The organism is Clostridium sp. DL1XJH146, assembly GCF_054819755.1.
This window is the reverse complement of record NZ_JBTVVN010000004.1, coordinates 1-12,343: the sequence shown is the minus strand read 5'-3', so window position 1 is coordinate 12,343 and position 12,343 is coordinate 1. Positions and strand designations below refer to the sequence as shown.

The window sequence follows — 12,343 nt, the reverse complement described above, 5'->3', positions numbered from 1 at the left end:
GTGTGAAATTTGAAGAGTGAAGTTAAGGTTAATTTTGCTGTGCAAAATTTCACACTCCACACTTCACACTTCACACTATGTTTTAAGAAAGGGGATTAATATGAGTTTAGAAAGTGTTAAAAACTATTTTACAGAAAATAATTTGGATTTAAAGGTTATTGAATTCAAAGAAAGTACTGCAACAGTAGAGTTAGCAGCAGAGGCTTTAGGGGTAGAGCCAGGACAAATTGCTAAAACCATGGCCTTTAGATTAAAAGATAGGGATATATTAATTTTATCTAAAGGTGATGCTAGAATTGATAATAAAAAATTCAAAGAGTATTTTAGTACTAAGGCAAAAATGGTGAAATTTGAAGATGTAGAAGAAGCAACAGGCCATCCTGTTGGAGGAGTATGCCCTTTTGGGTTAATAAAACCATTGGATATTTATTTAGATGAATCTTTGAAACAATATGAAATAGTATTTCCAGCAGGTGGTTCTCCAAATACAGCAGTAAAAATTGAAGTTGAAGAATTGGCTAAAATAACAGATGGAGAGTGGATAAATCTTTGTAAGGAATAATTGAATAATAATATATCTGTTTAAGATTTGATTATTAATTATGAAAAAGCATAACTGTAAGGTATATACTACGTAACTTAATTTATACTTGTTCAAAATCTAGATGAATCTGTGAGTTTGGACGAGTATAAATTAATAGTTTTATTTAGAAAAGTACGTACAAGTATATTTTTTTATTCTAAGATATGCTTCAAGAATTCCATAGCCAAATCTTTATTTGAAGAAAGAGCAGCGATTGCTATTACTTTATCTTTAGTATCATAATCAAGACTATCTAAAACAGTATTTTCCGGTAGTTTTATTCCATATATATTTTCAGAATCAGTCAATGATTTCCCTACAAATTGAAGTCCTTTTGTTGATATAGAGTCTTTTTCTTTTGAAATGTCTATAAAAGCTCCATCTTTTGCGTATGCATAAAAATCTTCTTCATTTAATACTAGAACATCAATTGAACCAGTAGAAAATTTCACAGAAAATGCAGTTTGTATATCAGCATTAGTCTCTCCATCATTAATGGAGCTTATTGAAATAATTTGTTTATTAGGTAGTTGTAACTGAGAGGCTAATTGTTCTTCTAAAGCAATGGTTTTTGTTTTTTCTGCATAGCCATTTAATAAATACGCTTGCAAAACTATATCATCTTTGTTTATCATATCCATTATTAATGAACCTATAACAAATATTACAATTATACCTATGATGGTTTTAGTTTTATTATAGTACCAAAAATTTTCTAGTTTTTTCTTATCCATAGTTAACATCCTTTATTGTATGATTATTTGATTAAAATATAAAACAATAGCTAAGTCAAATGAGAAATAGCTAAATTACATAATATATATTATTATACATTACTGAGTATAAAGCTATCTCATTAAAAAATAAAATTCATAAAATATTAATAATGTGGAAAATAGATATCTTCATATTTGCTTAATAATTTATAAATATAATATGGTTATAAATTATTAAATACTTGTATTTGAAGTAAGCAAAATAATAATTATAACAATATGGAGGAATACAAAATGGATATGTTTTTAAATATTGGATTAGCAAAAATAAGTACGGGTTTAGCTATTATAATGAGTGCTATTTATGTTTTAAGGGTTATTAATAAGAAGGTTTTTAATAACGAAAAGAATTTTTTATATAGTTTAAATAGAGTATTAAGAAAACATCATAAAACTTTAGGCATTATATTGGTTATTATAGGATTGGTACATGGTATATATTCATCAGATAGTGTACTTAGTTTTAACTGGGGTACAGTAGCTTGGGTTTTTAGTTTATTATTAGGGCTCAATTGGATGCTTAGAAAAAAACTTAAAACAAAGAAGATATGGATATATTATCATAGGATTTTAACTGTATTATTTTTATTAACAATGGTTATACATATTGCTGTTGTAAAAGATGTCTTTAATTCAAATAGTGAAGGGTTTAATCAATCTACTAGTATATCAGAAAGTGCAGATAGTAATGATTTAGCAAGTAAAATTGATAATGATGATACAGCAATAGAAAATAATAATGAAGAGATAGAGAATTCAGATGGTAGTAGTTTATATAATGATGGTACATACTATGGTGAAGCAAATGGATATAGACCTAATTTAAATGTAGAAGTAATTATTGAGGATGGAATGATACAAAGTGTAGAGGTAACTGATAATAATGAAACACCTAAATTCTTAAGAAGAGTTGTCCCTACATTAACAGATGATATTGTAGAAACTCAAAAAACAGACGTGGATACTATAACAAGAGCTACTATGACTTCTGATGCTATTATAGAGGCTACAAATGAAGCATTAGAAGATGCAAAGTAAGATTAATAGTAGAGAACTCTAAACTAAAAAATAAAAACAAACAAAAAAGCCTTCTGTTTTTAATTTAGAAGGCTTTTTTATATAGTGTTAGTTTAAATGAATTATTTCAACAAATACAAAAATTTTCCTATAAACTATCTTAATAATGTAGTAATATTATTATTAGGATAGTAAAGAAAAGGTTTTCTTAATAGAGTAAATTTATATTTAAAGAATATGAGATAAATATGAAAAAGGGGGTGCTTTGTATAGAAATTTTAACGTTTATAAGTTTAAATAAAGAAAAAAGAGAAGCGTTGTTCTGTTTTTTGAATGATATTAGCGATGAGCCACCCTTCAATAATTTTAATACTATGATAAAAGATTTTTCAGGCCATCTATTTAATTATGGCAAAGAGTATTTTACAGTATGGGAAAATGACCAATTGAAAGCAACTCTAGGATTGATTACTATAGATATTGAAACTAGAGGAGAGGCATTTATTACTTCGATTTTTGCTTATAAAGATGGGGATAAATATATTTTTAATTTGCTTGAAAAAGTAAAAGAAACGGTAAATAAAACGGATGCAAAATTCATAAGGTTAGGTGTTAGCAAAGGTAGAGAATATCTTATACCAACCATAATTAAATTAGGATTTGAAAAATCATATGATATGGTTACATTAAAATTTGAAGACATGAATGCTTTGAGCAAAATAGAAGAGAATAGTAATTTTGAGTACAGAAATTTAACCAAGGAGAATACAGAAATATTTAGAACAGTACATAATAAAGCTTTTATTGCATCTCCTAATGGCGGAATGATGAGAATAGATGAGGCAAAAGAAATTGCTAGTTACAATAAGAATACTGATTGGTCAGGAATATGCTATTTTAAAAAAAATCCTGTAGCTATATATCAATCAGATGTGAAAGAAGATACTGTGTGGATAGAAAATATTGGCGTATTACCTAAATATCAAGGAATAGGGATAGGAAAGTTACTTTTGAAAAAAGCTGTTAATATAGCACAAAGAGAGAAGTATAATAACATAAAGCTTTATGTGGTTACAAGTAATGAAATTGCATACAAAGCTTATTTAAAGTATGGATTTAAGTTTTATGAACAAAGAGCAGCTTGGTTTTCAATGAAAATAAACTAATTGTAAGAACATAAGGGTAATTTCAAAAGCAAACTACAGTTTATTATTATTAAGTAAATTTATATAAACAATGTAACTTTAAAAAATAGGCTGAAAAGGGGTGGTATTTATGTTTAATATTGTTCCAACGGGAAGGATATTTCAAGATGTATATGCAATTAGGAGTATTTTCGTTAATTATTATGTTATGAAAACTAGTGAGGGTTATATTGCCTTTGACTCTGGTATATTTACTCCAATAGTAGCAGAGCAAAAGCTTAAGAAAATCAGTGTGGCACCAGATGAGATTAAGTATTTATTTTTGACCCACACAGATTATGACCATACAGGTGGAGTAAAATTATTTAAAAATGCAAAAGTATATATATCAAAAGCAGAAGAACAAATGATAAACGGTAAAAAATCAAGGTTATTAGGAATTAAATACAATAGGTTAAAGGTTGAATATACTACGATAGAGGATGATGAAGAAATTATTATTGGAGATATAAAGATTAAAGGTATTCTAACACCAGGGCATACGCCAGGGTCGATGTGTTATTTGGTAAATGATAGATATATTTTTGCTGGGGATACAATGTTGCTTTCAAAAGGAGAAATCAAACATTTTGGTAGACTTCAGAATATGGATACAAAAACTCAGATTAAATCTTTGGAAAAGATTGAAAAACTAGAGGGGTTAGAAATTATTTGCACTGGACATGGAGGGATTTATTTAGATAATAAATAAAGTTATTTGATTAGTGAATGTTAATTAAATAAACGTAGAGTGGTAGTAGTAATAATTAAATATGAGGAAAAATATTGATAAAGAGTAGAATTAATTCTATTTTTTATTTTTTAAAACTAGTTATTGACATATACCTAAAACTGAGTATAATAATAAGTGTAATGGGTATATGTTCATTACATGAATATAAAATAATAAATAATTTAGGAGGTACAAATTATGCCAAGAAGAGATGGAACAGGACCTCAAGGACAAGGCTCAAAAACAGGAAGAGGATTAGGTACATGCGACACTGACAGTAATAATCAGAATAATTCAAGACCTTTAGGTTTAGGTTTAGGTTTAGGACGTGGCGCTAGAGGTAGTGCTGGTAGAGGCAGAGGTTTTGGGTCTGGAAATACAAATAGTAGATAGGTAAAATAGAATGTACAAGAATTAACAGCTGATGTATAATTTATTTAGCAATTAGCAGCAATTAGCAATGTACAATCTACAATGAGTGAAAAATTTCTTTTCATTAGTTTGAAAATCTTTGATATAATTAAAGAAATATTTTAGCTTTGCTAAAATATTTTATCCTTAATTGTGCATTGTAAATTGTGCATTGTGCATTGAATTAATAAGGGGTGTTTAAATTGCCAAGACCTAGAAAAAGAAGAAGAGTATGTGAAGTCCCAAAAGTAAAAAATTATGGACCTATTTTTGAAAATGAAGATATTACTAGTGAAATAGATAAAGATAAGATAATATTTATGACTGTGGAAGAATACGAAATAATTAGACTAGTAGATTATTTAGGTTTAAATCAAGAGCAAAGTTCTGAAATTATGGGAGTAGCTCGTTCGACTATTCAAAGAATCTATGAAGATGCTAGAAAGAAAATTGCCGATTCTTTAGTTAATGGCAGAAGGATTAGAATAGAAGGTGGAGATTACAAACTATGCGAAGAAAATGACGATATGGAGATTTGCAGAGGGTGTAATAGAAGAGGTAAACAATGTGGTAATGGTGGCCATAGACTAAGAAATAATGAATCATGGAATAATAAAGAAGATATTAATAAGGTAGATAATAATGAAAAATAAGAGTATTAGCTTTATAATAGTGCTAAATTATCAAAATTAGAATAACCAATTCGAAAATGATTTTGACGCTAAATATCAACAATAACGATGAACTATAGATTTTAAACTGTGACCTGTTCACTGTGAACTGTGACCTAACTAAGTATGGAGGTGAAAATCTTGGAGATGCAACTGTTCAAAATGAAAATAGTAAATATGAGCGAAGATAATTATACTATAAATATTATTAAGGGTGAAGAATTATCACAAATTTATTTTAACCCTTATGAGAAAAAGCTTGAATTCATTACTGAAAATAATTTATCCTCATACCTCCAAGAGAATGAGTACCAACTTAGAAAAATACTTCACAACAAAAGACCACATACTTATTATGTAGGATTTGAATTGACCATTGCCTTAAGAGATGAAAAGGATGTGGCTAGTTTCAATGATAGAAGTAAAATTGTTGTTTTAGATAAAAGGAATAATTCGATAAATAGTTATGTTGTAGATGAAGGTGAAAAAATAATTAATGAAATCTATATAGATGGAAGTTATCAAGATAAAAGAAAAAAAGGTGCTTATACCATTATTATAAAAGATACAAAGGGCAATTATAAAAGTTATATTGAAGAATCATTGGAAATAGGATCTTCTCAAACAGAACTAAGAGCGGCAATTAAAGGGGTAGAATTATTAAAAAATACTAAGAAAATACGGATTATCACAGATAGTCAATATGTAAGAAAAGGACTAACAGAATGGGTTATGTGTTGGAAACTTAATGGTTGGAAAACAGCTAATGGGGAAAGTGTTAAGAATATAAATAATTGGAAAGAATTTGATAAACTAACAGATGGGAAATATATAGAATTTAAATGGGTAAAAGCTCATACAGACCATTTTGAGAATACTTTATGCGATTTATATGCGAAAAATAAATTAGAAGAATTATTATGATTTTCAACTTAAAAACCAGGCTAATAGCCTGGTTTTACTCGATTTTACATCGAATTATAATATAGGTTAAATTATATTAACATAGTTTCCACAAAGTTACACACAGGCTTATCCACAGAATTGTGGATAACTTATTTAAAACAAAGATATCGTTAATTTGTTATTGATTATAGAAAAAATTAGGCAGTAGATATTTTTCATAAAAATATCTACTGCCTAGCTGTCATTAAATTTAAGTGTTTTATAGTCTATTTATATTTAGTAACTTTCTAAAAATGATTTTACTTTTCCTACTACGTAGTGGCTACCACCTCTGTTTTGAACTTCTTCAATCATCATTGTAGTAATGTATGGTTTTTCATCACTATTTTCAAGGGCTATAAACCAACCATTTTCAGTTCCGTTTGCATCATCTTTACTTGCCTTTAATTCTGCAGTACCCGTCTTACCTGCAATTTCTCTCCCTGCTATCTTAGCAGCATTAGCTGTGCCATTCGGATCCTCCACAATTTTAAGTAAGAAAGAATATATTTTGTTAGCTACATCAGGGGATATTGCAGTTGTTGCAGCTTCTTTGTTTGTAGCTACATCATTATATAGTAATATAGGTTCAATTACTTGTCCTTCATTCATAAATGCAGTATATGCTTTGGATAGGTATAAAGGATTTACTTCAACTTCACCTTGGCCATATCCAGTATCAGCTAATAAAGTTTCTTTAATTGTAGTATTAGGGTCAGATATAAGTTGAGATGAATCTATAGAATAGCCAATATTTAAGGAATCACCTATACCAAACTTTTTAGAGTAATCAACAAAATTTTGTTGTCCGATTTTTAATGATAATTGAGCAAAATATATATTATCAGAATAAATATAGGCTTTCTCCATATCTACATTAGCATTTGAGGATACTCTAGTAACAAAATAATTTCCCCAAGAAGGATCGGCTTGCCAATCAACACCATCTACATTAATCGAAAAATTTTCATCAACAACGCCAGTTTCTAAGGCAATAGCGCCTGTAAGAGCTTTGAAAGTTGAACCTGGTGCATATACTTTAGAAAACTTATTAACCATTGGAAGGTAAGGATTATTAGTTAACTCATTATATTCTTCACTACTTATGCCAAGTACAAATTTATTTGGGTCATAAGAAGGAGAACTTACAAGAGCCATAATTTCACCAGTTTTATGATTCATAACAGAAGCTGTACCTGAGTCTTTTTCCAATTGATTAAATAAGCTTTGTTGCATAGTAGAATCTATAGTAAGTTTTAAATCTTCTCCATTTATAGCTTCTTTTTTCAGTAAATCAGTGGAATTATCTCCAACTTTTAAAGAAATAGCTATACCACTTTGTCCATGAAGTTCTTCCTCATAAAGAGCTTCCATACCTGTTTTACCAATATAATCTGTTGAAGTATATCCTTTATCTTTGTGTTTTTCTAGTTCTTCAGCTGTAATCATTCCGATATAACCAGTTAAGTGAGCTGCACTTTCACCGAGGGGATAAACTCTTCCTTCAATTGTGTCGTAAGTAGCAGGGGATTTACCGTCATCATTTATATATTTTTCATTGATTGTTTTAATCCGAGATATTTGAGATACGGGTATATTTAATAGAACTACAAGAGAGTCATCTTTAACCCAACTTTGGTCTAATTTACTTTGTATAAATTCTTCAGTTAAATTAAATTCTGTAGCTAAATCTTTAATAACGACATCTTTATTATTGTTAAACCTACCAGGAACTATAGCTACTCTTATGACATCTCCATAACCAGCTAAAAGGGCATCATTTCTGTCATAGATACTTCCACGAGTAGGAGAAAGTATTTTAGTAGAAATAGATACTTCTTCATCAGTATAATCAGATAAGAAATATGTATTATTCCAAACTATATTCCATTTGTTTTCCTTATCTTCTTTTTCTTTTACAATTTTAGCATTTGAATACATAGAAAAATCTCCATAGCTTGTACTAACTTTTATTTCAAAAGGCATTATAGCTTCAATTTTATCTTTTAATTCATCTTCTATTTCTTCATAAGTTATATCAGTTGAAATTTCAAGATTGTCCACATATGCATTTTCAAAAAATGCTTCGTTGTTAGCTATAAAATCTTCTTCTGTTAATTTTGATTTAGTGGATGAATCCATCATTGAGTACATACTACTAAAATCTTTCTTCATCCATGCATCTGAAAACTCATTAAAAACCTGAACAGGATCTTTTTCCTTTGAGCAAGAAGAAAACATAAATACAGCAGTTATTAACAATACAATTATCAAACTTTTTTTCTTAAACATATCTTTACCTACCTTTTAATTTACCTTGATAAATTTTTATAGAATAACATAATTTTATCACTGTATAATATTACAAGCAAACATTAAATTATAATGCATAATAAAAAAAACAATGCACAATGCACAATGCACAATGCACAATTAAGGATGAAATTTTTTAGCGGAGCTAAAAAATTTCTTTAATTTATTTTAAAGATTAATTAAGAGTTAATAATTAATCTTAGATTATTTTTAAATTGGATTAGTTGTTTTATAAATTAAAGATTTTCTAACCAAAGGGTAGAAAATCATCCATAATTGTGCATTGACAATTGTGCATTGTGCATTTGAATTTTTAATACATTCCGTGTTGCTCCATATAGTTATACAAATCATAGCCATGCTCTTGTTCCTCTTTTTGGATATGGTTCAAAACATCTCTTGCATTTTGGTCTTTAAACTCAAAAATTGAGGTATTATATGCAGTAGAGACATATTTTTCCGTCATTAAAAGGTCCTGGCAAATTTTTTTGTCTTCAGCAATTTGCATTGCAGGTGCTTGCGTAGGTTGAACTGGTATATTTGCTTGTTGCTGAGTTGGTTGGGATTGAGTAGTTTGCTGGTTTGGTTGACTTTGTTGCTGGGCGTTCATATCTGGCACAGTTCCATTTAACATTTGATTTAAAGTATCAAAATGTTCTTGTTCTGCGTTAGCATGGTCTGTTAAAATCTGTTTTAATTGTGGGTCATTAGTTATTGATGCATAATTAGTATACTTTTTCATGCATACTTCTTCGTCAGCTCTAGCGTCTTCTAGTAAGGTACGCTCTTTATTTGTCCAAGTTACCATAATATCACCTCGATTTTAGTATTGCCAGAGGTAGAATATTTAAACATATTATAGGTGACACTTTCTGTAATATTGTAGAAAAGCTACTGCAATTAAAAGATTTATGAACACTGAGAAAATCATCAAGTATTTCACACTTCACTCTTCACATTTCACACTATTAGTAATAAAATCTTAGTATTAGACTAATACAATATGGAGGAAGAAAAAATGGAAAAGTGGGATTTATTTGATGAAAATAGACAAGCTTTATACAAAACGCATAATAGAAAAGATAAAATGGTAATTGGAAATTATCATGTCGTTGTAAGTATTTGGACTGTTAATTCAAAAAATGAGATATTATCTACATTGAGAGACCCTAAAAAAGATGTATATCCGAATTTCTGGGAAAATACTGCGGGCTCGGTTTTGGCAGGAGAAACAAGTGTTGAAGGTGCGTTAAGAGAATTAAGAGAAGAGACAGGAATACTTGCAAATGAAGAAGAAATATTATTTTTAGGCACTAAAAAAGAAAAAACAGCATTTATTGATAGCTATATAGTGAGAAAAGATTATGAAATATCTGAATTAAAAATGCAAGAAGATGAAACTGTAGATGCAAAGTGGGTGACATTAGAAAGATTTGATGAAATGATAGAATCAGGGCTTGTTGCATTACCTGTTGCAGAGAGGTTAGAATATTTTAGAAAAAGAATTTGTGATTTTATATTTAATAAATAGCTAATAAGAGACAAGTATGAATTATACAAAACAGATTATTAATTTTGTTTCTAAAAATGACTAATAATATTAAGGTGAAAATAGTTATTGGATATGTAGGAAAGGTTAGCAGGGCAGTAGATATATTTGGATAAAGATATCTATTGCCCTGTATTTATTAATTACGCTTCAAAAGTTGTTAATTTATTTAGTAATGTATCCACTTATTGCTTTTTCAAATTCAGATTTTTCAGTACCATCATTTAAATTGCCTACTTTCCAAGTTCTAAACCATATAGGACCTATTAGTATGTCACTTGTTGGTCCAAACCATATAGAAGTTTCAAATGTTTTTTCTTCACCATTTTCAACCAATGTTAATTCGAGTTTACCTATTGCATAGCTATCATCAATTCTAACTTGTAATTCATTATAGGATTTTAAGTAAGTCCCATTTTCTTTTAAATCTTTAATTCTATTAATCCAAATTTCTTTTGCATCTTCATAAGATATATTCGGTGGAAGGTCTGAAGCTTGGTCATAATAATATAAATATTCAAAAGCTTCTTCATAGTTTTCTTCTTTTATATTTTTGAAAAATTTTGTAGCAGAATTTTTTGCAGATATAGAAGAATTTATAGTAGGTCCCAAAATACCTATCAAAATACCTATTAGTAATGCAATACCAACATATTTAAAAGTTTTTTTTCTTACTCTTTTAAATAATTTTACTGATGAGTCGTTTAAATTTGCAGATTTTTCTTCGTTTTTTTGTAAATCTCCCTTCAATAGTTCAAGGGTTTCTTTGCAATTTGTACATTCTTGTATATGATCTTCAATAATTTTATTACTATCATTACTAGTTAAACCCTCAACGTATGATGGAAATAAATCATTTATAACATCACAACTGATTTTCAAAATTTTCGCTCCTTTCAATATCAATTAAAATTTCTTTTAGTTTAAGTTTTCCTCTGTAAAAAGTAATTCTTGCCCAATTCTCACTTTGGTTAAATACATCGCCGATTTCTTTGAATTTCAATTCCCCGAAAGTTCTTAAATTAACTACTTCTTTATAAGGTTCTTTTAGTTTATGGATTGCTTTATATAATTTAAGTTTATCTTCACTATTAATTAAAATATTTTCAGGTGTTTCTATAGCCTGTATGTATATATTTGTATTTTCAAGTTCATTTTTCCTTTTACAGTGATTGTTTCTATACTTATAATATGAAAATTTTGCAATTTGGCATAACCATACTGATAATTTACATTCTCCTTTGAAGTTATTTATAGATTTAATGGCTTGATAGAATGTCTCTTGTGTCAATTCTTCTGCTAGTTCAATATTACCTGTTAGGCAAACTAAGTATTTAAATATTTGATCTCCGTACAGCCTATATATTTCATCAAAATCATTCAATCTTAAACCTCCTTTTAAATATAAGTACAGAAATAGCCGATTGCAGAATACTGCAATCGTTGCTTCTACTATCTTTTAGCCGTTAGGCTTTTATATTTTCCTCCAATGTGGCATTCTATAAATAGCCCTATCTATAAAAAACACACAAAGGAGGACAATAACATGTTTTGTCTTAATAAAAATAAACAAATTACTATTTTCGAACAAGTATCTGAATTAAATGACTTAATCACCAAACAACCTACCGGTTTTTTAAATCTGCTTCGTGATAATTTCGATCTTAATACTTTTATACCTGAATCTTTTACCAAAAATTATTATGCCGATTTAGGCAGGGGGCGTAAGTATTCACTTTCTTCAGTACTTTCAGCTTTGATAATAATGCAGATATTTCATATACCTACAACTGTTTTATTAAATCTTTTTCTTGTATTTTCTACCGAAATAAGAGAATTCTGTAGTTTCGACGATACCATTCCTGATGAATCATTTTTCAGTAGATTTAAAATAACATTTGAAAGTGATATTGGTAACTTATTTAATGCAATGATTCCAAATATTATTGATATTTGCGAGAAAATTAATAATGATCTTCCAGATAATTCGCCACATAAAAATCTAAATTCTATGCTAATTTATGATACTTCTGGTTTAAAACCAAGAGTTAAAGAAAATAATCCTAAAACACTTGTTTCAGAGGTTAATCGTCAAAAATATTATGCAAAAGTTACTAAAAATGAGAAACATAATGCCTATGCTGCCGCATATAAAAATATG

The 12,343-nt window shown here is 28.5% G+C and carries 14 protein-coding genes; 9 read left to right on the top strand and 5 right to left on the bottom strand.

Features of this window, described 5'->3' with window-relative positions; all coding sequences use genetic code 11:
* Window positions 1-100: 100 nt before the first annotated feature.
* Window positions 101-562, top strand: a complete 462-nt coding sequence (locus ACVHXK_RS03185) for a YbaK/EbsC family protein (protein WP_461204912.1) — start codon at window positions 101-103, stop codon at window positions 560-562.
* A 173-nt stretch (window positions 563-735) separates the two neighbouring features.
* On the opposite strand, the gene ACVHXK_RS03180 is transcribed toward ACVHXK_RS03185, so the two are convergent.
* The gene (locus tag ACVHXK_RS03180) at window positions 736-1,317 is read right to left on the bottom strand and encodes a hypothetical protein (RefSeq protein WP_461204911.1); all 582 of its coding nucleotides are present in this window, start codon (window positions 1,315-1,317) and stop codon (window positions 736-738) included.
* A 276-nt stretch (window positions 1,318-1,593) separates the two neighbouring features.
* On the opposite strand from ACVHXK_RS03180, the gene ACVHXK_RS03175 reads away from it, so the two are divergent.
* The 6 genes from ACVHXK_RS03175 to ACVHXK_RS03150 all read left to right on the top strand — a co-directional run bounded on the left by ACVHXK_RS03175 (window position 1,594) and on the right by ACVHXK_RS03150 (window position 6,299).
* Window positions 1,594-2,397 (top strand): FMN-binding protein, encoded by an 804-nt coding sequence (locus ACVHXK_RS03175; RefSeq protein ID WP_461204910.1) that lies wholly within the window; start codon window positions 1,594-1,596, stop codon window positions 2,395-2,397.
* 227 nt (window positions 2,398-2,624) lie between these two features.
* Window positions 2,625-3,542: a GNAT family N-acetyltransferase gene (locus ACVHXK_RS03170; RefSeq protein ID WP_461204909.1), complete on the top strand. Its 918-nt coding sequence runs from the start codon at window positions 2,625-2,627 to the stop codon at window positions 3,540-3,542.
* 109 nt (window positions 3,543-3,651) lie between these two features.
* The gene (locus ACVHXK_RS03165; protein WP_461204908.1) at window positions 3,652-4,272 is read left to right on the top strand and encodes an MBL fold metallo-hydrolase; all 621 of its coding nucleotides are present in this window, start codon (window positions 3,652-3,654) and stop codon (window positions 4,270-4,272) included.
* A 219-nt stretch (window positions 4,273-4,491) separates the two neighbouring features.
* Window positions 4,492-4,686 (top strand): DUF5320 domain-containing protein, encoded by a 195-nt coding sequence (locus ACVHXK_RS03160; protein ID WP_461204907.1) that lies wholly within the window; start codon window positions 4,492-4,494, stop codon window positions 4,684-4,686.
* A 221-nt stretch (window positions 4,687-4,907) separates the two neighbouring features.
* Entirely contained in the window at window positions 4,908-5,357 is a 450-nt protein-coding gene (locus ACVHXK_RS03155) for a DUF134 domain-containing protein (RefSeq protein ID WP_461204906.1), read from the top strand.
* Between the two features lie 180 nt (window positions 5,358-5,537).
* Window positions 5,538-6,299, top strand: coding sequence for a ribonuclease H family protein (locus ACVHXK_RS03150; protein WP_461204905.1), 762 nt, complete (start codon window positions 5,538-5,540; stop codon window positions 6,297-6,299).
* A 258-nt stretch (window positions 6,300-6,557) separates the two neighbouring features.
* Here the strand turns inward: ACVHXK_RS03150 and ACVHXK_RS03145 are convergent, their stop codons facing one another.
* Window positions 6,558-8,612 carry a penicillin-binding transpeptidase domain-containing protein gene (locus tag ACVHXK_RS03145; protein WP_461204904.1) on the bottom strand — a complete coding sequence of 685 codons (2,055 nt, stop codon included), beginning with the start codon at window positions 8,610-8,612 and terminating at the stop codon, window positions 6,558-6,560.
* Window positions 8,613-8,946: 334 nt separating this feature from the next.
* Window positions 8,947-9,441, bottom strand: a complete 495-nt coding sequence (locus tag ACVHXK_RS03140; RefSeq protein ID WP_461204903.1) for a spore coat protein — start codon at window positions 9,439-9,441, stop codon at window positions 8,947-8,949.
* 210 nt (window positions 9,442-9,651) lie between these two features.
* Between ACVHXK_RS03140 and ACVHXK_RS03135 the strand changes: the two genes are divergently transcribed.
* Window positions 9,652-10,164 (top strand): NUDIX hydrolase, encoded by a 513-nt coding sequence (locus ACVHXK_RS03135; protein WP_461204902.1) that lies wholly within the window; start codon window positions 9,652-9,654, stop codon window positions 10,162-10,164.
* Window positions 10,165-10,347: 183 nt separating this feature from the next.
* On the opposite strand, the gene ACVHXK_RS03130 is transcribed toward ACVHXK_RS03135, so the two are convergent.
* Both ACVHXK_RS03130 and ACVHXK_RS03125 read right to left on the bottom strand, forming a co-directional pair.
* Window positions 10,348-11,064, bottom strand: a complete 717-nt coding sequence (locus tag ACVHXK_RS03130) for a zf-HC2 domain-containing protein (protein WP_461204901.1) — start codon at window positions 11,062-11,064, stop codon at window positions 10,348-10,350.
* Window positions 11,048-11,566, bottom strand: a complete 519-nt coding sequence (locus ACVHXK_RS03125; RefSeq protein ID WP_461204900.1) for an RNA polymerase sigma factor — start codon at window positions 11,564-11,566, stop codon at window positions 11,048-11,050. Before ACVHXK_RS03125 ends, ACVHXK_RS03130 begins: the two co-directional genes overlap by 17 nt.
* Window positions 11,567-11,728: 162 nt before the next feature.
* Between ACVHXK_RS03125 and ACVHXK_RS03120 the strand changes: the two genes are divergently transcribed.
* The coding region (locus ACVHXK_RS03120; protein ID WP_461204899.1) for a transposase at window positions 11,729-12,343 on the top strand (615 nt) is incomplete at its 3' end.

Coding starts and splice junctions, on each gene's coding strand:
- ACVHXK_RS03185 (WP_461204912.1), top strand. CDS start 101: ATGAGTTTAGAAAGTGTTAAAAACTATTTTACAGAAAATAATTTGGAT.
- ACVHXK_RS03180 (WP_461204911.1), bottom strand. CDS start 1,317: ATGGATAAGAAAAAACTAGAAAATTTTTGGTACTATAATAAAACTAAA.
- ACVHXK_RS03175 (WP_461204910.1), top strand. CDS start 1,594: ATGGATATGTTTTTAAATATTGGATTAGCAAAAATAAGTACGGGTTTA.
- ACVHXK_RS03170 (WP_461204909.1), top strand. CDS start 2,625: ATGAAAAAGGGGGTGCTTTGTATAGAAATTTTAACGTTTATAAGTTTA.
- ACVHXK_RS03165 (WP_461204908.1), top strand. CDS start 3,652: ATGTTTAATATTGTTCCAACGGGAAGGATATTTCAAGATGTATATGCA.
- ACVHXK_RS03160 (WP_461204907.1), top strand. CDS start 4,492: ATGCCAAGAAGAGATGGAACAGGACCTCAAGGACAAGGCTCAAAAACA.
- ACVHXK_RS03150 (WP_461204905.1), top strand. CDS start 5,538: ATGAAAATAGTAAATATGAGCGAAGATAATTATACTATAAATATTATT.
- ACVHXK_RS03145 (WP_461204904.1), bottom strand. CDS start 8,612: ATGTTTAAGAAAAAAAGTTTGATAATTGTATTGTTAATAACTGCTGTA.
- ACVHXK_RS03140 (WP_461204903.1), bottom strand. CDS start 9,441: ATGGTAACTTGGACAAATAAAGAGCGTACCTTACTAGAAGACGCTAGA.
- ACVHXK_RS03135 (WP_461204902.1), top strand. CDS start 9,652: ATGGAAAAGTGGGATTTATTTGATGAAAATAGACAAGCTTTATACAAA.